We start from the raw sequence: 21,005 nt of genomic DNA, 5'->3' as shown, positions 1-21,005 counted from the left end.
ATTTCGCTGTATCACCACTGCGGCCAATAGTAGGTTTTCTCTCGCCAGCCCTTGCCGTACATACAAGCCTCGATGGTGGCGTTTCGGGCTGACTGATTGCGATCGGTCTGTACCGTTTTGATCGACGGCTCTTTGTCATAGCGATATCCCGATGGACAATCTTTCTTATTCTTCTCGCAAGGGATGTATTTGTTTTCGTAGCTGAACTCTACGTCCCGCACGACGTCTGGCGGGAAGCGATCGTAGCCCCGACTGCGGCATTCGGCATATTCGGCATTTCGGGTGCTCTCAACTGCGCCGGGTCTTTCCCATTGGGTACAGGCAGTCATCATCAATAACGGCAAAACAATCAAACAACGGTAATTCTTCATGGTGTCCCTAACTCTTCCTCTATCCAGGTGATCACTGACTAGGAATCTTCCCAACCAGCGATGCGAAAAAGTGTAATCAACTGACGACACAATTGGAAATGATAATGGTTATTGTTTAGGTGTGATTGAGGCAACGGCACCCTGAAATGCGCCGTCGGCGATAGGGGAGAGGCTTACAAGGGGCAGATCTGACGATGAGAGTGTGTGGGCAGAGCGATTTTATATCTTTTCTCTTTTTGCTGCATGGCCTGGTCATTATCTCAGCGTTATGAGAGGGAAGAACAGTATGCAAGCTAAGTATTTTCTTATCCTGTTTAAATGGAATTTTGAATTAAGATATTTACCCATGGCCAAGTTTTAATGCACGGTATTAATGCTCTATTTTTTTATTTCTGTTTTTTTATTGTGCCTTTATTTTCGGAATTCTTCCATTAAATACTTTTTAGTTACAGGGAATTCATTTGCATTTTAAATTTGGATTTTTTAAATTCAGCTCAGATGAGGGATAACCGTTAGCGACAGGTTCAAAAAAGGAGTTTATTTTGTCTGGGATAAAGAAAACGCCTGAAAGCCATGGCGGTTTGCCTTCACCATCAGGGGATTATGATAATTTTAAGCACCTTTCCGATGTTGGCACCGTGTTGGGATATGGGCGAACTCGCTTTTATCAGTGGTGCCGCGGACGCGGATTTCTAACGCCGATGAATGTTCCTTCGCATGAAATGCTCAGTCTGGGATATATGGTGGCAGTGCTGTCAGAGACCGGTCATACCCGGGTTTACGTCACGCCGGATGGCTTCAGCTACGTCAGTGACGCGTTTGCGGCAGATATCCAACGTGGCATGGTAAAGTTTTAAATTTGTAAAAATCGCCTTTATTTCAAGGTCTTTAATACAGAATCTTCTTATCCGGAAAGACGCGCTGGGCGATGAGTGGGAAGTTATCCGATTTTTTCGTCTCTGCGACATGAGGACTACTGACAGCAGCTATTCTCTTGTTACGATAAGCATTATTTTTTTCAGGAGCCAAGGATGAAGCATTACGCCGCGTTGTTGTTCGCCTCTGCACTGTTGACGGGATGTGCGACCCAAGCCGTACCACCGCAACAGGCTGAATTACCGCCCCCAAGCCGTCTGATGCTTTATCAGAATATCCCGGATACGCCATACGCCACGGTGGTGGTGGTGCGCGACAGTGGAATGCTGGCGGGTAGCTGCCGCACCGGCGTTTATGTGAATGGGGAGTTCGCCGCTTCGCTGGGCGCGAAAGAAAAAGCGGAGTTTCGCGTGCCGCCGGGCAATACTTCGGTGAGCATCGGGCAAGATATGATAGAGAACTCTCTGTGTATTTGGCGAGATACCAGCGGCAGCGTGCCGATGACGCTGCGCGCCGGTGAAAGCCGCTATCTGCGGATCGCCGGCGATCGGCAGCGAGGCTTCGTTTTGCAGGCTGGGCGGCCGTAACCGCCCAGGCAAGGGCGTTAACGCCCTTGCCACCATCCCCACAGCGTAATTAATAGCCACGCCGCCGCAATCCAGCACAGTACCGCCGCCCCCAGCGCTAACGACAGCCGCAGACTGTTAATCAGGAAATACAGCGAAATCAAATACACCAGATAGGGCAACACCGCCCACATGCCGAAAATCAGCGTCGTTTTCAGCGCCGCTATTGAACGTTCGCTGCCGACAACATAATGCGCAATCAAAGCGAAAGTGGGGAAGAGCGGGACTAAACCGGCGATATAATAGTTGCGCGTTTTGGCCAGCAGGCCGATCAGAACCACGACCAGCGCGCCTATCAGCGCTTTGACAAAGATGCCCATAACGGTCTCGGGTGTCGGGGGAAAGCCAACACACTGCCCGAAAGCCTGAGCAGAATCAATGGCGTATTGCGTAGTGCGGGGAAAAACAGACCCGCATGAATCGCGGGTCTGAGCGGCAACGTTTACTGGCGGTAAGCGTGCTTGATTTGCTGAATGCTGTTCTTGAAGATTTCCGCCTGAGTCGGATCTTCAATCTGGGCGATGAAACGTTCCATGTTGATGATGACTTTCCCGGCATCGGCCTGGCCGATCGACTTCAGGATCAGCGTCAGCGTGGCTTTGAGGCAGGCAACCTCGGTCGCCAAGATCTCCGGGTTTGCAGACGTAGTGAAATCAACGTTGCTCATTTTCTCTCCTGATTTTTGAGGCCGTAGCCTGATACAAGCTGCTTTAGCGCACCGCGCGCGGACTATAGGCAAGTTGCCCACGCACGGCGGCGAATTTAACTGGGCGCGGAGTATAGCATAGCATGCGTCAGCCATCTGCACCGGGCTTGCTCTGGCGGCGCTGGTGGGTGAAGTTTGCTCATTGCACGTCCGGGTCATCCATTGTCGGCCAGTTATTTCGAGGCGGTTAACAAGTATTTGCCCGGCTCGTTATTGTTGAACAATCGGGGTTATTATAATTATTAGGGGCGGGTGGCACTGATTTTGCCGGCGTTGGTCGGTAATAATAGTTTTGTACGCCGGCTGTCAGGCTCGCGTTGGCCGCGGCTTTAAATATCAAATGATTACAAACAGCCAACAGCCGTGTTAATATTATTCATGTCGTGATTGCTTACACAGATTTCTCCCTCGCGGCATGATTGTCGCGCTATCCTGTGTCTGACGCAGCGCGACGAAATTATTTTCGTCGCTCGATCTTTTCCGACGTGACGATTTATCGGCGGCATAGACGGCTAAAATTGAAAAATCAGCTATGCTCCGCAAAGTTATTCGGAAGTATGTATTAATCTGTGTTCATTCTTGTCTGAAAAACAAGTAATATCTCTGGCGAAAACAGAGGCTGATTGCGTTACTCCCTTTTTTTGGAGAATTTTCCTTGATTAGCGTTCTTCTTGTTGATGACCACGAACTGGTGCGCGCAGGGATACGACGCATTCTTGAAGATATCAAAGGTATAAAAGTTGTCGGTGAGGCCCAGTGCGGTGAAGACGCCGTAAAATGGTGCCGTGGCAACGCTGTCGATATCGTGCTGATGGACATGAATATGCCGGGCATTGGCGGGCTGGAAGCCACGCGCAAGATTGTGCGTTATGCACCCGACGTCAAAGTCATCATGCTGACTATCCATACCGAAAATCCCTTGCCCGCGAAGGTGATGCAGGCGGGTGCCGCCGGCTACCTGAGCAAGGGCGCCGCGCCGCAGGAAGTGATTAACGCCTTGCGTTCCGTGCATGCGGGGCAGCGCTACATCGCGTCTGACATCGCCCAGCAAATGGCTCTGAGCCAGCTGGAGCCGCAGGCCGAAACGCCGTTCAGCTGCCTGTCTGAGCGCGAGCTGCAGATCATGTTGATGATCACCAAAGGCAAAAAAGTGAATGAGATCTCGGAGCAACTGAGTCTCAGCCCGAAAACGGTGAACAGTTACCGTTACCGTATGTTCAGCAAATTGAATATCAGCGGCGACGTCGAACTGACCCACCTGGCCATCCGACATGGATTGTTCAATGCGGAGACGTTGTTAAGCAGTGAATGACCGTTTTGATGCCAAAGCTTTCCTGAGTACCGTCACCAGCCAACCTGGCGTCTATCGTATGTATGACGCCACTGGCACGGTGATCTACGTCGGTAAAGCCAAAGACCTGAAAAAACGTCTCGCCAGCTATTTTCGGCAGCAGGTCAGCAGCCGTAAAACCGAAACGCTGGTTAAAAATATCGCGCAAATAGACGTAACGGTTACCCATTCCGAAACAGAAGCGCTGTTGTTGGAACATAACTACATTAAATTGTACCAACCGCGATATAATGTTCTTTTGCGAGACGATAAATCTTATCCGCTGATTTTTCTCAGCGCCGATACCCATCCCCGTTTAGCGGTGCATCGCGGCGCCAAACACGCCAAGGGCGAATATTTCGGTCCTTTTCCCAACTCTTACGCCGTGCGCGAAACGCTGGCGCTGCTGCAGAAGCTGTTCCCGATCCGCCAGTGCGAAAACAGCGTGTATCGCAACCGCTCGCGCCCGTGTCTGCAGTATCAGATCGGCCGCTGTCTGGGCCCTTGCGTCGCCGGCCTGGTGAGTGAAGAAGAGTACCGGCAACAGGTGGACTATGTGCGGCTGTTTCTTTCGGGCAAAGATCAACAGGTGTTGCACCAGCTGATTGCCCGCATGGAAGAAGCCAGCAAGCTGCTCAATTTCGAAGAGGCGGCGCGCATACGCGATCAAATTCAGGCCGTGCGCCGCGTTACCGAGCGGCAGTTCGTCTCGGGCGACAGTGACGATCTGGATGTCATCGGCGTGGCGTTCGACGCCGGTATGGCATGCCTGCACGTGCTGTTCATCCGTCAGGGCAAGGTGTTGGGCAGCCGCAGCTATTTCCCTAAGGTGCCGGGCGGTACGGATATGAGCGAAGTGGTGCAGACTTTCGTCGGCCAGTTTTACCTGCAGGGCAGCCAGGCGCGCACGCTGCCCGGCGAGATCCTGTTGGATTTCAGCTTGCCGGAAAAGGACCTGCTCGCAGAATCGCTCTCCGAGTTGGCGGGGCGCAAGATCCAAATTCAAAGTAAGCCGCGCGGCGACCGCGCCCGTTATCTGAAGCTGGCCCGTACCAACGCGGCAACGGCGTTGACCACCAAGCTTTCGCAACAGTCGACGATCCATCAGCGGCTGGCGGAATTGGCCAAGGTGCTGAATCTGGCGGAAATCAATCGTATGGAGTGCTTCGATATCAGCCATACCATGGGCGAACAGACCGTAGCTTCGTGCGTGGTGTTCGACGGAAACGGCCCGGTGCGTTCGGAGTATCGGCGCTACAATATTAGCGGCATCACCCCCGGCGATGACTACGCGGCGATGACGCAGGTGCTGAAACGCCGTTACGGCAAAGCGCTGGAAGAGAAAAAAATCCCGGATGTCATTTTCATCGACGGCGGCAAAGGGCAGCTCGGCATGGCGATCGACGTGTTCAACTCGCTGAACGTCACCTGGGACAAGAATAAACCGTTGCTGATCGGCATCGCCAAAGGCGCCGATCGCAAGGCCGGGTTAGAAACGTTGTTCTTCGTGCCGGAAGGCGAAGGGATTTCGTTGCCACCGGATTCGCCGGCGCTGCATGTGATCCAACACATCCGCGATGATTCACATAATCATGCGATTACCGGTCACCGGCAGAGAAGGGCGAAAGTCAGAAATACCAGCGCACTGGAACTGATTGAGGGCGTAGGGCCGAAACGGCGCCAGGTGCTGTTGAAGTATATGGGCGGACTGCAACCTTTGTTGAACGCCAGCGTGGAGGAAATTGCAAAAGTGCCGGGTATTTCACAAGCATTGGCAGAAAAGATCTACAATGCATTGAAACACTGAGGGCAATGTAGCAACATACTCTTAATTTCCACTTTAGCCAGATAGTTACCGTAGCATTATGCAATTGAATATACCGACTTGGCTTACCCTGTTTCGCGTAGTTCTGATCCCATTCTTTGTGCTGGCGTTTTACCTGCCGTTCAGCTGGGCTCCGATGGTTTGCGCCGTTATCTTTGTGTTTGCCGCTGTCACCGACTGGTTTGACGGTTTCCTGGCGCGCCGCTGGAAACAAACGACGCGCTTCGGGGCGTTTTTGGATCCGGTCGCGGACAAAGTGATGGTGGCGGTAGCGCTGGTGCTGGTGGCGGAGCACTACCACAGCTGGTGGATCACGCTGCCGGCGGCCACCATGATCGCCCGCGAAATCATCATTTCGTCGCTGCGCGAGTGGATGGCGGAAATTGGCAAACGCAGCAGCGTGGCGGTGTCCTGGATCGGCAAAGTGAAGACCATGGCGCAGATGATGTCGCTGGTGGGCTTGCTGTGGCGCCCGGATCGCTCTGTGGAATATGTGGCGATCGGCTTGCTGTATATTGCGGCGGTGCTGACTTTCTGGTCGATGTTCCAATATTTGAACGCGGCGCGTAACGATTTGCTGGAACCGTGATCGATACGCTGCAAAAAGCGGCAAACGATCGTGATGGGCCAACAATTTTATTGACTCATCACGTCAGGTAAGTAGAATGCATCGCATCAGACGACAACGATGAATTGCAAAAGATAGCAAAGAAATCAGTCAGTTCTGGTAATGCGGGAATAGCTCAGTTGGTAGAGCGCAACCTTGCCAAGGTTGAGGTCGCGAGTTCGAGCCTCGTTTCCCGCTCCAAACATTAGCCTGTTGAATCCCCGCGATTCGGCAGGTAAGGAAAAGGGGCTTCGGCCCCTTTTTCGTTTTCTGCTTCTGCGCCATTCGGCGACACCTTTCTTCATCTTCCCATATCGATTATTGACTCTTCTCACGTATCTTTCCTGTCGTTGTCATACTGTTGGATGCAGCCGTTAAACGGTGCAACAATAATTTGTTACGTCCGGCGGTTCGCCATGCAAGAAGAAAATAATGCGGCGTATGACGCCATCTGAGCACTCAGGCACAGCCATGCATCGCTGTCGCCTCGTCAAATCGCTGGGTTATCGGCAAAGTGAAGCGGTAGGTCGGTCTTTTGAAACCGGGCATAGGAGGATGTATGGAATCTGGTGCTTTAAAGCATCTGATAAGAACGGCGGCGGGATGTGCGCTGTTCTTCGGCCTGGTCGCCCCGCCGTTGGGGGGCGTGCTCATGTTTCTGCTGATGGCGTTCGGCAGCGGTGAGTGGGTGGGAATAAGTCTTCTCGATGCCGGCGACTTGCTGGGCATGGCGGGGTTTATCGGCATTTTTTCTTATGCGCTCGGTTTTTTGCCGGCATGTTTGGCGGGGGCTATTGCCGGTATCGCCCATTTAGGCATTCGCCAATTGCGGTGGTTTCTGCTGTTGTGTGCGGTGGTTTCCGCCATTGCTCCCGGTTTGCTGAATGCCGATCAGCGTATTTTTGGCGCGATCGCGGTCTTACCGGGAATGTTCGCCGGGTTTTTATGGTGGCGTCGAAGATTGCGTGATGCCCCGACCGATGAGGTTTTGCACGATAGCCCTTCGCCATAAGCAAGCGAAAAGCCGGGGAGAGCTATTCCTGTCGAGAAAAAGAACCGTTTTGCCCGTGAATTCCTGAGCCGATGCATATAATATCAACATTCCGCTTGCCTTTTCGTTGGCATTGTGAACAGTGCGCCCACAAAATAAGCAGTTGAAAGCGTTAGAGAACTTTTTGCTATTTCGGGGGGTTGCCAAGGTGGGGGGTTTAGTCCATAATGCAGTCCATCGATTCGGCAGTAACGAAATAAATTACTTAAGAATCAGATGATTAGGATAAGCGATTTTATCATCGCAATCCCGAAGAACAAAACGAAGTGGGTGATTCACCGGCTTTGGCCTGAAAAGGCAAAACAGAATAAAGGCGCGTTAACAAAGCGGTTATGTAGCGGATTGCAAATCCGTCCAGTCCGGTTCGACTCCGGAACGCGCCTCCAATTTTCCCGAGCCCGGGTGGTGAAATCGGTAGACACAAGGGATTTAAAATCCCTCGGCTTATGGCTGTGCGGGTTCAAGTCCCGCCCCGGGTACCAGGGAACGAAAATACCGAATAATCAAAGCAATAAGTAGTAATGTCGTAGACCGCCGAGAGGCGGTTTTTTTGTGTCTGAAATTCGCATTACGCCTGCATTTTTTTCCTTTCTTGTCATGCCGCCACCCTGCCTGCAGGGAGCCCCGCAGGGCTCCACACTACAGATCATAAGAAACCGAACGCCGCGGCGAGGATCCAGCCGAAGACGCAGGAGACGCTGACGCCGATCAGGCCCGGTAGAATGAAGCTGTGATTGATCACGAAGCGGCCGATGCGGGTGGTGCCGGAGCGGTCGAACTGAATTGCCGCCAAATCGCTGGGGTAGGTCGGTAAAATATAATAACCGTAGCAGGCCGGCGCCGAAGCGACGATATAGGCCGGGTTGACGCCGATCGCCAGCGCCACCGGCACCAGCGCCGCCAGCGCGGCGGCCTGCGAATTGACGAATTTCGACACCAGCAGCAGGATCAGCGCATAGGCCCAGGGGTACTCTTTCACCAGCACGCCCAGCGTGGCTTCTATCTGCGTCAGGTGCGCGCCGAACATGGTTTCCGCCATCCAGGCGACGCCATACACCGCCACGATGGCAATCATGCCGGAACGGAACACCTCGTTTTTAGAGATAGACGCCGGGTTGGTGCGGGTAATGATGACGATCAGCGCCCCGGCCATCAGCATGCACATCTGGATCACCAGAACCATGGAAAGTGGCTTGCCACCGAAGCTGGGCCGCAGGTCGGAAAAAGCCCCCAGCACCGCCACCAGGGCGATCGTGGCGAGGAAAATCCACATGGCGATCCAGTTGCTGCGTGGCAATACCCGATCCAGCAGGGTGGCGGCGTCGCCATAGACGTAGCGATGGTTCTCCGGCACCGAGATGAATTTCTGAAACTCGGGATCTTTGTCCAGGTCTTTGCCGCGGAACCAACTGAAGATACCGATCGCCAGAATGCCGCACAGGGTGGAAGGAATGGTGATCGACAGCAGATCGAGGAATTCCAGATGGCGGCCATTGAAGGTGTAGCTGCTGAGCATCGCCACCAGTGAAACGACAGCCACCGAGACCGGGCTGGCGATAATGCCCATCTGCGCGCCGATCGAGCTGGCTGCCATCGGCCGTTCCGGGCGGATGTTATTTTTGATCGCCACGTCATAGATGATCGGCAAGATGGTGTACACCACATGGCCGGTGCCGCACAGGATAGTGAGAATGCAGGTGACGAACGGCGCGATGATCGAGACATATCGCGGGTTGCGCCGCAGCATCCGCTCGGCGATCTGGAGCATGACGTCCAACCCGCCTGAGGCCTGCAGGGTGGCGGAGGCCGCCACCACCGCGATGATCACCAGCATCACGTCTACCGGCGGTTTGCCGGGCTGCAGGTGAAAGCCGAACACCAGAATCATCAAACCGATACCGCCCAGCAACCCCAGCGCAATGCCGCCTTTACGCGCCCCATACAGCAGGCATGCCAATATCACCGCTAATTGCAGAAAGAAATCCATGATAGATACGCCTTAATAATGTTGAACTTAACTACGTTCAGTTTCCGGCGGCGTTTACAGCAGAAAGTTGTTTTAAATCTAAAGGCATTAATAAATTGTGGTTATTAACCTTAAAGAGTGATGTCGGTCACATTCAAAGAACATAGAGAGCGGGCGGAAAGCGGTATCAGCACGAAAAAGCAAGCCAAGAGGTCAGACCTCTCCTATATGACGGATTTACCACCAGAGGAGAGAGTTATGGATCCGACAAAAATGACGGGGCTGGCGTTATTACAGGCAGCGATGGCCGGCAAAATTCCACCGGCTTCGATCGCTGAAACGGTGCCCATGAAACCGGCCGCGGTTGAAGAGGGATATATCCGCATCGTGGCGCGGGCCGACGAACGCCATCTTAACCCGCTGGGCGGCGTTCATGGCGGCTTCGCCGCCACGGTTTTGGACTCGGTGACCGGTTGCGCGGTGCACAGTACGCTGGGCGCAGGGACGGGTTATGGCACCGTCGATCTGCAGGTGAAAATGTTGCGCCCGGTGCCGAAGGAGATTGATCTGATCGCCGAGGGGCGTCTGGTCTATGCGTCGAAAAACGTCGCTTTCGCGGAAGGCACGCTCAAAACGGCGGAAGGAAAATTGCTGGCTTCGGCAACCGCCACTTGCTTTATCATTCGCTCTACCGAACAGCCGCCACAATAACCTGCCATTTATCAGGCCCCGGTTCTTCCATCCGGGGCCTGATGCATTTCTCTGTCGGCTGCACCGATCGCCGCGATACGGCCGCAGGCGCGATGCGTCATTGTGGTCTAGTATTCTTGGGTAAAAATTTATCGGGGTGAGTATGCAGCCGTATAAAGAGGTTGAGTTTGATCATGAGCTTTGTCTGGCGATCGGCAGAGCCGTATTGGACGTGGTAGCGCAAGGGGAAGAAACCAGCGCGACGTCGGTGATGAGCGCCATTGAGCGGGCGGTGGAACAGGGGCTGAACGACGACGACACCGCCGTTGCCGACGACGCGCTGGATTTGATGGCTCGTCTTATTCACGGCTGCGGATTTATTAATCTATCGGGTGAAGAGGAGACTTCCCATGCATTGGTTGAATTTCAAGCGCTACAAGAGTGACGTCGCCAAACAGGCCGTGCCGCCGCATCTGAATGCCGCTGAATTTGCGCGGCATTATGCCGATAAGCCGCAGGAGAATACGGAAGAGTATCTTTCGCTCAGCGGGGAGATGTGTTGGGATGCGGTGGTGCTGTGCGCCCACCGTTCCGGCGCGCTCAGTAAGGCGAAATACAAGCAACTGTGGCTGACGGTGTTCGATAAGCAGTACAGACATTTTGTCAGCCCTGACGATACCGAGATCCGCACCATGGCGGATATGCTGCGCGCCCCGCAGGGATGTTTTATCGGGATATTCTCCATGCGCGACGCGGCCTCGCCCCGATTGCTGCATGCCATGATCGGCACCGGCGCGGGATTTGCCGCAGGCAATAAAAATCTTTGCATCGGCGTGGGAGGCGCGGTCGGCTGGGAGAATCTCAATCTGGCGCGCGATCTGCGCTGGCAGCCGGAAGGCGGTTTTCTACGCCAGGGCGACAGTGAAGTGCTGCGTATTTTTTATCGGCCTTTCCCCGCCTGAAACGGTCCGGACGCTTTTTAGGGTAAAAAAACCGCCGTTGGGCGGTTTTTTGCGTCTTATTTGAACCCGCCGCTGCGGATGAAGTCGAGACCGGCGGCGGTGATCCGCGTTTGGTGCGGATCGATATCATAGTTGTTCTCGTCGATGTCGCTCATCACGTAGGCCTGTATCAGCCCCTTGGTTTTGAGATAGGCGAAGGGATCCGCGAAGGCGTGCGGGCTGGTGGCGTCCTGCTTCCACAATTCGTAAGTTTTCTCATCCAGCGTGCCGGGATGATTAGCGGCCAGTCGGGTCAGGATCTGATTGTAGAACACATAGTCGGTCATGATGCGGTCCTCTTTATCGCGAGCGACAGTCTCGGAAAATGACGTAACGTCTATCAATCATAGCCGATGTTTGCTCGCCGCCTGCGTTATCGCGAATCCAGATTATCCACGCTGGCTTTCGAACCAGTGAAACAGACGCGAAATGGTGAGGCTGAGATCGCCGATGTTGAAGAGCGCGCCGAGCCACAGAGTTAGCATAACCAGGATGCCGATGATGACGGGAAGATCCATTTTGCCCATGAGAATGTTTTGCAGAGGTGACGGTGCCACAAGGGTAACACCGTTTTCCGGCAGGATAAAATGTGCCGCCGTTATTTCGATTGTGCCGCTGTGGAATGGCGAAGGCCGGCCATCAGGGTGACCGGCCGGGTTTCAACAGCCTATCTTGCCGCCAAACGATCAGGCATAGTGGCGGGCGATATGCTCGGCGGTGGCGATCGTCGTCACATTAGTGGCGACGGAGGGCACGTCGGGGAAAATGGATGCGTCGACAACCCGAAGCCCGTGCACGCCGTGCACGCGGCCCTGAAGGTCAACGACCGCCTTCGGGTCGCCGGCATTCCCCATTGGCGCGGAGGAGGTCGGGTGATGATAGGTATCCAACGTCGCCGCCATCGAGGCCAGAATGGCCTCGTCGCTGTCTGCGGCAGGCGCAAGCTCGCTGTGGATAAGCGTAGACAGCGGAGCGGTTTGCCCTATTTTTCGCGCCAGTTTAACCCCCTCCAGCAAGCGAACACGGTCACTCTCTTGCGCCAGGAAGTTAAGGTCAATGTGAGGGGCTGCCATCGGATCGCGGCTTTCCAGCCAGATGCGTCCGGTGGATTGCGGCCGAGTCAGCGCCACCGCCAGGACAAAACCGACGCCGGTGGGGCTTTGGTCATGTGGGAACAGATGCGTCGCGGTAATGTGCAGATCGAGCTCCTCCGGTTCCGCTCGGCTGCTGCGGGTCCACAGCTTGGCGCCGATAACCGGCGATTGGCTGCCGATGACGTCGGGGCGGGCTGCGTAGGCATTGTAATAAAAGGGGTGATCGACCAGGTTTTCACCGACGGGCAAATCGGCGATGACGGGGATCCCCAGACGCTTCGACTGTTGCGCAGGCGCAATGCCGGATCGCATCAAAACGGCGGCGCTGCCGTAGGTTCCGGCGCTCAGGATCACTTCAGCGGCATGGATTTCTTCGCCACTGGCCAGGCGAACGCCGATCGCGCGCTGCCCGTCAAATATCACGCGGTCGACCAGCGTATCGGCACGCAGGATGAGATTGTCTCTGGCGCGCGTTTTCTCATCCAGATAGGCCATGCCGGTGTTAACGCGCACACCGTTGACGATATTCATCGGGTAGGGGCCGACGCCATTCGCTGAAGGGCCGTCAAAATCGTCGATGGCGTCATAGCCGTTGGCGCGCGTGGCGGCGACGAAAGCGCGTTGCATTGGCGTGATGTCATCCAATGTGAGTTGCACGACGGGGAAAGGACCGCTATCGCCATGGATTGCGCGGTCGTGCAGGCCATGACGAGTCTCCAGTTTTTTGAAGGAGGGCAGCAGATCCTGATAGCGCCATCCCGGCAGATCCCAGCGTTTGAAATCTTCCGGGCGGGCGCGGATCGCCACGGCGCCGTTGACGCCTGAACTGCCGCCCAGGACTTTACCGCGGATGGCGCCGATCGCGTGGCTGACATAGCCGGGTTCTGTCCGGTATCCCCATTCGAATTCCGGGTCGCCATTGGCGCCGAGCACGTCGCTGTCCGCGATGAGGCGCGGATAATCGTAGGGCGCGTAACTGTGTCCGGCCTCTATCAGCAGGACCCGGCGCGTTGGGTTTTCGCTGAGGCGAGCCGCCATCACCGCGCCGGCGGAACCGCCGCCGACGATGATCACGTCGAAGGTGGATGGCTCGCTGGCGCGTTGGGCCGGTTGTGTTTGCGCCGCCGACGCGGAACTCGATGCGCAAGCGCTGAGCGTGGCGGCGGCTGAAACGGCCAGCGTTTGGGATATCAGCTGACGGCGTGACAGGTCTTTCATGGCGTAGTCTCCAGAGCGGGCGGAAGGTGTGTTCTGCAGACTAAAACCCGGAGATAAAAGCGACAAGCGGGCGAAATTCGAACCTGCCGTTCGCGTTCTGCGAACCTTTCAGGTTGACGTCAGGAAAGGGGACAGCGCGGTTTCCCAGCTGGGCGTAGGGCCAATGTGCTCGCTCAGAAAGTCCACCAGCGCCTTGATCTTGGGGGATGCCCGTTTTGAACGGCGATAGACGGCGGAAATGTCGCCGCCGTCGGGTGAATAGGCGGCCAGCACAATGCGCAGTTCCCCTGCGCGTATCGCGTCGGCGGCGATAAATGCGGGCAGGATGGCGAGGCCCAAACCAGCTTTCGCCGCCGCCAGCAGGTGAAAAGCATTATCGGTGCGCAGGCGTTTGCCGATACGAAACGATCGGATCTCGCCTTCGATGGGGAGTTGCAGCATGCCGGTCGGCTCGCGGTGAATATACAGCAACCCCTGATGCTGTTGCAGGTGTTGCGGGTGCGTCGGCGTGCCTTGACGCGCAAGATAGGTTGGGCTGGCGCAAATCAAGTGACGGTTGGCGCAGATGCGCTGCGCGATCAGGTCGGAATCCGCCAAGGCGCCGATACGGATGGCGACGTCGAAATTTTCCTGATTCAGATTGGCCAGGCGATCGCTGTACTCCACGTCCAGATTGAGGTTCGGGTATTGTTCCATAAAGGCGGATAACAGCGGCGCCAGATAGCGGATGCTGAACGCCATCGGCGCGGTTAACCGCAATGGGCCCTGCAGTTGGCCGTGCAGTGTTCGCACCGACTCTTCGGCATCGCTCACTTCGCTTAATATGAGAACGGCGCGCTGATAGAACAGATGGCCGGCGTCGGTCAGCCCAAGCGTTTTCCCGCGTTCGAACAGCACAGTCCCAAGGCGCGTCTCCAACTGCTGGATGCGTCTGCTGACCACCGACTTGGTGGTGCCCAAGCGGCGGGCGGCGGCGCTGATGTTGGCGGCCTCGACCACGGCGATATAGGTCGCCATCTCCTGAAACTGATTCATTCATCTCTCCTTCGGCATCCGCCGGGTCAAGTTACCACTCTGTGCACGCCAGGCAAAAAAAACCACCCGGGCGGGTGGTTTTTGCTTGTCAGTGCGAATCAGTCCAGTTTGGGGTGCTGGTCGATCAGGATCTGTTTTTTCTTTTCCAGTTCGGCGATCTGCGCGTTGATGTCCTCGACTTTCTGTTCGATGTTGTCGTAGGTTTCCTGCAGTAGCTCTTTTGCCTCGGAGCGGTCAGAGGCGGCCGGCGTCGCGCCACGTAGCGGCTTGTTGGCGGTTTCTTTCATGTACAGACCGGTGATAAGACCGATCACCGCAACAACCATCAGGTAGTAGGCCGGCATGTACAGGTTGCCGGTCGCTTCCACCAGCCAGGCGGCAACGGTCGGCGTCGCACCGGCGATCAGTACCGAAATGTTGAACGAAATCGCCAGCGCGCTGTAGCGGATGTGCGTCGGGAACATCGCCGGCAGGATGGAGGCCATCACCCCGGTGAAGGAGTTGAGCAGCACCGCCAGCACCAGCAGGCCGACGAAAATCAGGCCGATGACGTTGCTGTTGATCAGAATGAAGCACGGGATCGCCAACGCCAACAGGCCGATGCTGCCGCCGATGATAAACGGCTTACGGCCGATGCGGTCACTGGTCAGGCCGATCACCGGCTGCACGAACAGCATGCCGATCATGATGGCGATGATGATCAGAACGCCGTGATCTTCCGAGTAGTGCAGGTTATGCGACAGGTAGCTCGGCATGTAAGTCAGCAGCATGTAATAGGTCACGTTGGTGGAAATCACGATACCCACGCACACCAGCAAACTTTTCCAGTGTTTGGCCGCGATCTCTTTGAACGAGGTCTTTGGCGGATTCTCGATGGCGTTGCGATCCTCTTTCTCCATCTTGTCCACGTGCTGCTGGAACGCCGGGGTTTCTTCCAGCGCATGGCGCAGGTAGAGACCGATCAGGCCCAGCGGCGCGGCGATGAAGAACGGGATACGCCAGCCCCAGTCGAGGAAGTTGGCTTCGCCGACGATACTGGAGATCAGCACCACTACGCCTGCGCCCATCACAAAGCCGGCGATGGAGCCGAAGTCCAGCCAGCTGCCCATAAAGCCGCGTTTGCGGTCCGGTGAGTATTCGGCGACGAAGATCGCCGCACCGGAATATTCACCGCCGACGGAGAAGCCTTGCGCCAGTTTGGCCAGCAGCAGCAGGATCGGCGCCCAGATGCCGATCGACGCATAGGACGGGATCAGGCCGATACAGAAGGTGCTGACCGCCATGATGATAATGGTGACCGAGAGCACTTTTTGACGGCCGAACTTGTCGCCCATGGCGCCGAAGAACAGACCGCCGAGCGGACGCACCAGGAAGGGGACGGAGAAGGTCGCCAGTGCGGCGATCATTTGCACGCCGGGAGAGGCGCCGGGGAAGAAGACCTGGCCAAGCGCATAGGCGACAAAGCCGTATACGCCGAAGTCGAACCACTCCATTGCGTTGCCGAGGGCCGCGGCGGTAATGGCCTTCTTGAGTTTGCTGTCATCGATGATGGTGATGTCGTTAATGTGCATCGGTTTATGTCGTTTTTTTCTTAACTTCATATAATCATCCCTTAATGAATTATTCGTTGTTCGTGAAAGCGTAATCTCCGTTCACTGTTGTTTTCGAGTTATCAAATCGGCTAATCGAATCGCGGTTCAAGACGATTCATTATCCACATTTAAGTTGAGATGTGGATCACAAAATAGCGTCGCTCATGCCGATGTTATGTCATTTAGGTGACTAATTATTTTGCATCTATAGCTTAACGTTATATCTTGCGGCGATCAAATCCAGCAGTTTAACTTAAGTGTTTGCACCGATTTGGTGCGAGAATGGTCTGATAATTGTGCGATCTGGCGATTTTTCGGCTGATTGATGGTGTTTCCAGTATAGAGAATACGGGAGATAAAACAGGAAAAATTGATGTGTTCGCCGCTAAAAAAACGCCTGGCCAGGTGGCCAGGCCGGTGAGATTACGGCGCCGATGAACCGCCGAATTCGAGATAGATTTTCGCCAGATTCTGGTACTGCGCGAAGCGGTTCTCATCCACCGCCAGTTCCGCCTGACGGCGTTGTTCCTGAGCGTTCAGCCAGTCGGTAATGGTGACGGCGCCCTGTCGGTAACGCACCTCGTTCAACCGCTCCGATTTACGCGCCAACGCCAATGAGGCGCGCAACTGCGTCTCCTGCGCCAGCAGCTGCGTGCGCAGTGACAGCGCGTTGTTCACATCGCCCATCGCTTTGTACAGCGCCTGCTTGAAGGCCAGAACTTGCTGTTCATAGTCGTTGCGGGCGATCTTGATCTCCACGCGCATTTGCCGCCACTGCAGGAACGGCAGCGTCAGGCCGGCGCTGAGGCTGCCCGTCGGGTTGCGCAGGAATTCCAGCAGCGCGCTGCTGCTGGCGCCCAGTGAACCGGTCAGGCTGAACGCGGGATAGTATTGCAGACGTTTTTCATCGACGTTGGCCAGGGCGGCGCGCAACCGCAGCTCTTGAGCGCTGAGATCCGGGCGACGGCTCAGGACGCTGGCGGGAATGCCGGTGTTGATCTGCGGCATCGCCGTCGTCGGCAGGCGCGCGGGCGCGATGGTGGCCTGGCCTGATGGCGCGCCCAGCAGCACCGCCTGTTCGTTCAGCGCCTGTTGACGATCGTGTTGTAACGCCACCAGGCTGCGTTCCTGAGTCAGCAAGTTTTGTTCCGCATTCACTACGTCCAGCGCCGAGATGCTGCCGGCCTGATAACGGGCGTTGGCCAGCCGCAGCGTCGTTTTGGCATAGGCGATGCTCGCCTGGCTGACGCTGATTTGTTGATTGAGAAAACCGATGCGCCAGTAGTTGGTGGCGGCGTCGGCCAACAGCTTCAGGCGCGCCGCCTGCAGATCCTGCACGGAAGCCTGGCTGCTCCACTCGGCCGCGTCGCGCTGGCGTGCCAGCTTGCCCCACAGATCGACCTCATAGCTGGTGGTGAGCGACGCGTTGCTGGTTTTATTCCACGCGGAGGACTCGGACAGCGGGCGATTAATGCCGCTGCCTAATGAGGCGCTGACGCCGGGCGCGGTGCTGATGCCGACGCGTTCCGCCTCGAGCCGCGCGCGGTAAACGCGCAGCACGGCGGCGGCCAGATCGTTATTGCTCGCCATCACCTGTTGCAGCCAACGATCGAGCTCGGGATCGTGGAAATCGCGCCAGTCGAACGGCGTCGGCGCGGCGTTGTCGGCAGCGTATTGCCACCCCGCAGGATAGTTGACCTGCGGCGCCCGGTAGTCGCTTTTCAGGGCATTGCCGCAGCCGGCGGTGAGCAGGGCGGCGAGGCTTAACGCCAGGGGAGATAAAATTTTCATGGGTTACTCGCTGGCCAATGAAACGACCGGATCCATCCTTGCCGCTTTGCGGGCGGGGAGATAACCGAAGATCATGCCGATTAAGGTTGAACAGAAAAATGCCGTGGCGGCGGCTTGCCAGGAATAGATGGCGGTGAACATGCCGCCCGCCAGCGAGGTGAACAGCGACCCGGCGGCGAATGATAGCGCGATGCCCAAAGCGCCGCCGATCAGACAGACCAGCACCGCCTCTATCATGAACTGTTGCATGATGTCGCTGCGCCGCGCGCCGACCGCCATGCGCACGCCGATTTCGTGGGTGCGTTCGGTCACCGAGACCAGCATGATGTTCATCACGCCCAGGCTGCCGATCACCAGCGCGATGGACGCCACCATCAGGATCAGCAGGCTAAAAGTCATTGACGTGCGTTCGATGGACTTTCGGATTTTATCGAAGTTGTACAAACGGAAATCTTTTACGCCATGGCGTTGGGTCAACAGCTGTGTGATAGCGGTGACGGCCGATTCGCTGGCGACATTGTCCTTTAGCCGAACGGTGATGCCGCTGAGCGTCGGTTTGCCTACCATGCGATACATCACCGTGCTGTAGGGCATCCAAACAGTGATGCGATTGGGCGCGTAGTTGCGATTGCTTTTCGCCACACCGATCACCCGGGCCGGCACCGAGCCGAGAAACACGATTTGGCCGAGCGGCTCGACGCCGAAATCGCCGAACAGCGCCTGGCGCGCATTGTCGTCGATGATCACTTCCTGCAGCGCATTACGATCGTCGCGGAAAGTCACGCCTTGTAACAGCTCGACGCCGTTAACGCGGAAATAGTCGCGCCCGACGCCGGTGATCGAGGCGGTGGCGGATTTGCTGCGAAAACGGATGCTGTCGGAAGCGTCTACTTCCGGGCTGACGCTGTCGACGAAGCTTTGCTGCGCCAGCGCGTCGGCATCGGCCGGCACCAGGGTGCGGATGCTGTCGATGGCGTCGTCGAAGAAATCGCGGCCCGGATAGATGCTTACCACGTTAGTGCCGAGATCTTTGAGGTTTTCCAGCGTGCGCTGTTTGGCGCCTTCGCCCAGCGCCACTACCGTGACCACGGCGGCGATGCCGAAGATGATGCCGGTCATGGTCAGCGCGGTGCGCAGACGATGAGCGTTCATCGCTTTCAGCGCCATGTGCAGCGATTCGCGGGTGCGGTCAATCAGGCGTTGCCAGCCGCTTTGCCGGCTGCGGTGCGGCGGCGGCAACGATGGGCCGGACGCCGACTTGCGGCCGCTGTCAGCGATGATCTTGCCGTCTTGCAGTTCGATGACGCGCTGCGCATGTTGCGCCACTTTCATATCGTGGGTGACGATCACCACGGTATGGCCGCGCTGATTCAGTTCGCTCAGGATCGCCAGCACTTCCTGGCCGGATTGGGTGTCCAGCGCGCCGGTCGGTTCGTCCGCCAGGATGATCTCACCGCCGTTGATCAGGGAGCGGGCGATGCTGACGCGCTGCTGTTGGCCGCCGGAAAGCTGGCCGGGCTTGTGGTCTTCGCGTCCCTCAAGCCCCAACCGCGCCAGCAATTGCGCCGCCCGCTGCCGACGCTGATCGCGCCGGGCGTTGGCGTAGATGGCCGGGATTTCGACGTTGCCCAGCGCGCTGAGATCGGGCATCAGGTGATAGCGCTGGAAGATAAAACCGATATGTTCGCGGCGCAGGCGGGCCAATTCGTCCGGCGACAGGTGGGCGGCGTTTTGGCCGCTGATGTAGTAATCGCCGCGATCCGGCACGTCGAGGCAGCCCATGATGTTCATCAGCGTCGATTTACCGGAGCCGGAGGCGCCGATGATCGCCACCAGCTCGCCGGCGGCGATGGTCAGATCGATGTCTTTCAACACCGTTAACGCTTGACCGCCGTTGGTGTACGTTCGGCTGATGCCTTTTAGTTCGATGATCGCGTTCACAGGAAGATGCCATCCTCAGCCGATTTGGCGGCGGGCTGCGACAGCACCACGGTTTCACCGGCTTTCAGGCCGCTGAGGATCTGAATGTCGACATTGTTGGTGATGCCGGTGGTCACTTTGCGCGTTTCCAACCGCTGGTCCTGGGTCAGCACCTGCACCTGCTGCTCTTTGCCACCGATTTTATGCACCGCCTGGATCGGCACCAGCAGGGTGTTCTTCGCGTCGCCGAGCAGCAAGGACACCTGCGCGGTCATGGCGATGCGCAGGCGGTTTTCCGGGTTTGGCACGTCCAGCAGCGCGTTGTAATAGACCGAGGCGTTCGAGGTGCCGGAGCCGGAAGCGGAGCTGGTGCCGGCGAGCGAGTCGTCTTTCATCACCGATTCCGGTGCCAGCTCGATAGTGCGCAGCGTGGCGTCGTAGCGTTTATCCGGATCGGAGAAAATAGTGAAGTAAGCCTTTTGTCCCGGCGAAATGCGGGTGATGTCGGCTTCGGAGATCTGCGCCTTGATGGTCATCATATCCAGCCGCGCCAGCTTGACGATGGTCGGCGCACTTTGGCTGGAGTTGACCGTTTGTCCCTGCTGCGTGACCACGGCGATAACAATGCCGTCCATCGGCGCAACCACGCGGGTATAGCCCAGATCGATTTTTTTCTTCTCGACTTCGATCTGCGATTGCACCAACTGCGCATTGAGCGCCTGCAGATCGGCGCGAGTGGTGGCGAGCGAGGCTTCGGCGGTCTCGAAGTCTTCCCGAGAACTGGCTTCGTCGTTCAGCATGCGGCGCTGGCGTTTGAAACGCGACTCCGCCTGTTTCAGCAAGGCCTGTTTGGCTAACATATTGGCTTTGACTACGTTCAGCGCCGCTTCGGCGTTGCGCAGATCGTTGCGCTGTTGCAGATCGTCGATGTCGGCGATCGGTTGCCCTTTGGTGACGCGATCGCCCAGCTTGACCTTCAGCGATTTGACTTCGCCGGAGACGCGGGCGCCGACGTTGACGCGTTCGATGGCATCCAGCCGCCCGGTGGCCAGCACGGCGTTTTCGATATCGCCCAGGCGGGCCGGCGCGGTAACGTAATCCTGCTGCGGCGGGCGTTGCCAAAAGATGGCCAGCGCGACGGCGACGGCGATGAAAACGATGGCGGCGATCAACGCCAGACGGCGGGAGGGGAGTTTCAGTGATGACATACCCAGGTTTTCCATAACGATAAAAGCGGCGGTTCCAGTCTGCCATCATGGCAGCGCCAGCTTGAACTGGCGCTAAACGTGAGGCGCTTTCCCGCTGG

21 protein-coding genes and 3 tRNA genes are annotated in these 21,005 nt (G+C 56.7%); 12 read left to right on the top strand and 12 right to left on the bottom strand.

Annotated features, from left to right (window positions below; genetic code table 11):
• Nucleotides 1–11: 11 nt before the first annotated feature.
• Complete coding sequence (locus ACJ8M3_RS09025; protein ID WP_033642634.1) at nucleotides 12–371, bottom strand: hypothetical protein; 360 nt, start codon at nucleotides 369–371, stop codon at nucleotides 12–14.
• Between the two features lie 542 nt (nucleotides 372–913).
• Here ACJ8M3_RS09025 and ACJ8M3_RS09020 point away from each other — a divergent pair.
• A complete protein-coding gene (locus ACJ8M3_RS09020; RefSeq protein ID WP_033642635.1) occupies nucleotides 914–1,228 on the top strand; it encodes a hypothetical protein in 315 nt (104 codons plus the stop codon).
• 174 nt (nucleotides 1,229–1,402) lie between these two features.
• A complete protein-coding gene (locus ACJ8M3_RS09015) occupies nucleotides 1,403–1,834 on the top strand; it encodes a hypothetical protein (protein ID WP_033642636.1) in 432 nt (143 codons plus the stop codon).
• Between the two features lie 17 nt (nucleotides 1,835–1,851).
• Here the strand turns inward: ACJ8M3_RS09015 and ACJ8M3_RS09010 are convergent, their stop codons facing one another.
• Both ACJ8M3_RS09010 and ACJ8M3_RS09005 read right to left on the bottom strand, forming a co-directional pair.
• Nucleotides 1,852–2,193: a GlpM family protein gene (locus ACJ8M3_RS09010; RefSeq protein WP_033642637.1), complete on the bottom strand. Its 342-nt coding sequence runs from the start codon at nucleotides 2,191–2,193 to the stop codon at nucleotides 1,852–1,854.
• 122 nt (nucleotides 2,194–2,315) lie between these two features.
• Complete coding sequence (locus tag ACJ8M3_RS09005) at nucleotides 2,316–2,540, bottom strand: DUF2594 family protein (RefSeq protein WP_004927950.1); 225 nt, start codon at nucleotides 2,538–2,540, stop codon at nucleotides 2,316–2,318.
• 694 nt (nucleotides 2,541–3,234) lie between these two features.
• Between ACJ8M3_RS09005 and uvrY the strand changes: the two genes are divergently transcribed.
• From uvrY to ACJ8M3_RS08970, 7 genes are all read left to right on the top strand, one after another.
• Complete coding sequence (uvrY, locus tag ACJ8M3_RS09000) at nucleotides 3,235–3,891, top strand: UvrY/SirA/GacA family response regulator transcription factor (RefSeq protein ID WP_004927947.1); 657 nt, start codon at nucleotides 3,235–3,237, stop codon at nucleotides 3,889–3,891.
• Nucleotides 3,884–5,716 (top strand): excinuclease ABC subunit UvrC, encoded by a 1,833-nt coding sequence (gene uvrC / locus ACJ8M3_RS08995; protein WP_074446875.1) that lies wholly within the window; start codon nucleotides 3,884–3,886, stop codon nucleotides 5,714–5,716. The genes uvrY and uvrC overlap by 8 nt, the downstream gene beginning before the upstream one ends.
• A gap of 58 nt (nucleotides 5,717–5,774) precedes the next feature.
• Nucleotides 5,775–6,323 carry a CDP-diacylglycerol--glycerol-3-phosphate 3-phosphatidyltransferase gene (gene pgsA / locus ACJ8M3_RS08990; protein WP_033642639.1) on the top strand — a complete coding sequence of 183 codons (549 nt, stop codon included), beginning with the start codon at nucleotides 5,775–5,777 and terminating at the stop codon, nucleotides 6,321–6,323.
• A gap of 143 nt (nucleotides 6,324–6,466) precedes the next feature.
• A tRNA-Gly gene (locus tag ACJ8M3_RS08985) sits at nucleotides 6,467–6,542 on the top strand.
• A gap of 358 nt (nucleotides 6,543–6,900) precedes the next feature.
• Nucleotides 6,901–7,353 carry a hypothetical protein gene (locus tag ACJ8M3_RS08980; protein WP_089196872.1) on the top strand — a complete coding sequence of 151 codons (453 nt, stop codon included), beginning with the start codon at nucleotides 6,901–6,903 and terminating at the stop codon, nucleotides 7,351–7,353.
• Nucleotides 7,354–7,704: 351 nt separating this feature from the next.
• Nucleotides 7,705–7,778 (top strand) — tRNA-Cys (locus ACJ8M3_RS08975).
• Between the two features lie 10 nt (nucleotides 7,779–7,788).
• Nucleotides 7,789–7,874: transfer RNA gene (locus ACJ8M3_RS08970), tRNA-Leu, on the top strand.
• A gap of 164 nt (nucleotides 7,875–8,038) precedes the next feature.
• Here ACJ8M3_RS08970 and ACJ8M3_RS08965 read toward each other — a convergent pair.
• Nucleotides 8,039–9,379: an anaerobic C4-dicarboxylate transporter gene (locus ACJ8M3_RS08965; RefSeq protein ID WP_033642641.1), complete on the bottom strand. Its 1,341-nt coding sequence runs from the start codon at nucleotides 9,377–9,379 to the stop codon at nucleotides 8,039–8,041.
• A gap of 237 nt (nucleotides 9,380–9,616) precedes the next feature.
• Here ACJ8M3_RS08965 and ACJ8M3_RS08960 point away from each other — a divergent pair, with 237 nt between their 5' ends.
• The 3 genes from ACJ8M3_RS08960 to ACJ8M3_RS08950 all read left to right on the top strand — a co-directional run bounded on the left by ACJ8M3_RS08960 (nucleotide 9,617) and on the right by ACJ8M3_RS08950 (nucleotide 11,010).
• Entirely contained in the window at nucleotides 9,617–10,069 is a 453-nt protein-coding gene (locus ACJ8M3_RS08960) for a PaaI family thioesterase (RefSeq protein WP_033642642.1), read from the top strand.
• 142 nt (nucleotides 10,070–10,211) lie between these two features.
• The gene (locus ACJ8M3_RS08955; RefSeq protein ID WP_033642643.1) at nucleotides 10,212–10,493 is read left to right on the top strand and encodes a hypothetical protein; all 282 of its coding nucleotides are present in this window, start codon (nucleotides 10,212–10,214) and stop codon (nucleotides 10,491–10,493) included.
• On the top strand, nucleotides 10,459–11,010 hold the full coding sequence (locus tag ACJ8M3_RS08950; protein ID WP_060659680.1) for a hypothetical protein: 552 nt from the start codon (nucleotides 10,459–10,461) through the stop codon (nucleotides 11,008–11,010). The genes ACJ8M3_RS08955 and ACJ8M3_RS08950 overlap by 35 nt, the downstream gene beginning before the upstream one ends.
• Nucleotides 11,011–11,066: 56 nt before the next feature.
• Here ACJ8M3_RS08950 and ACJ8M3_RS08945 read toward each other — a convergent pair whose 3' ends face one another.
• From ACJ8M3_RS08945 to ACJ8M3_RS08910, 8 genes are all read right to left on the bottom strand, one after another.
• Nucleotides 11,067–11,336, bottom strand: coding sequence for a hypothetical protein (locus tag ACJ8M3_RS08945; protein WP_033642645.1), 270 nt, complete (start codon nucleotides 11,334–11,336; stop codon nucleotides 11,067–11,069).
• A gap of 102 nt (nucleotides 11,337–11,438) precedes the next feature.
• Nucleotides 11,439–11,606, bottom strand: a complete 168-nt coding sequence (locus tag ACJ8M3_RS08940) for a hypothetical protein (protein WP_154219868.1) — start codon at nucleotides 11,604–11,606, stop codon at nucleotides 11,439–11,441.
• 129 nt (nucleotides 11,607–11,735) lie between these two features.
• The gene (locus ACJ8M3_RS08935; protein ID WP_089196912.1) at nucleotides 11,736–13,361 is read right to left on the bottom strand and encodes a GMC family oxidoreductase; all 1,626 of its coding nucleotides are present in this window, start codon (nucleotides 13,359–13,361) and stop codon (nucleotides 11,736–11,738) included.
• Between the two features lie 108 nt (nucleotides 13,362–13,469).
• Nucleotides 13,470–14,396 (bottom strand): LysR family transcriptional regulator, encoded by a 927-nt coding sequence (locus ACJ8M3_RS08930; RefSeq protein WP_089196913.1) that lies wholly within the window; start codon nucleotides 14,394–14,396, stop codon nucleotides 13,470–13,472.
• 98 nt (nucleotides 14,397–14,494) lie between these two features.
• Entirely contained in the window at nucleotides 14,495–15,997 is a 1,503-nt protein-coding gene (gene proP, locus ACJ8M3_RS08925) for a glycine betaine/L-proline transporter ProP (RefSeq protein WP_025302375.1), read from the bottom strand.
• Nucleotides 15,998–16,411: 414 nt separating this feature from the next.
• Entirely contained in the window at nucleotides 16,412–17,779 is a 1,368-nt protein-coding gene (locus tag ACJ8M3_RS08920) for a TolC family protein (protein ID WP_347882765.1), read from the bottom strand.
• A gap of 3 nt (nucleotides 17,780–17,782) precedes the next feature.
• Nucleotides 17,783–19,720 (bottom strand): MacB family efflux pump subunit, encoded by a 1,938-nt coding sequence (locus ACJ8M3_RS08915; RefSeq protein WP_047571986.1) that lies wholly within the window; start codon nucleotides 19,718–19,720, stop codon nucleotides 17,783–17,785.
• Complete coding sequence (locus ACJ8M3_RS08910; protein ID WP_080376434.1) at nucleotides 19,717–20,922, bottom strand: efflux RND transporter periplasmic adaptor subunit; 1,206 nt, start codon at nucleotides 20,920–20,922, stop codon at nucleotides 19,717–19,719. Before ACJ8M3_RS08910 ends, ACJ8M3_RS08915 begins: the two co-directional genes overlap by 4 nt.
• Between the last annotated feature and the right edge of the window lie 83 nt (nucleotides 20,923–21,005).

This window comes from Serratia sp. CY55921 (assembly GCF_052167655.1).
Classification (GTDB): domain Bacteria; phylum Pseudomonadota; class Gammaproteobacteria; order Enterobacterales; family Enterobacteriaceae; genus Serratia; species Serratia ureilytica.
This window is presented reverse-complemented; position numbering and strand designations above follow the sequence as displayed.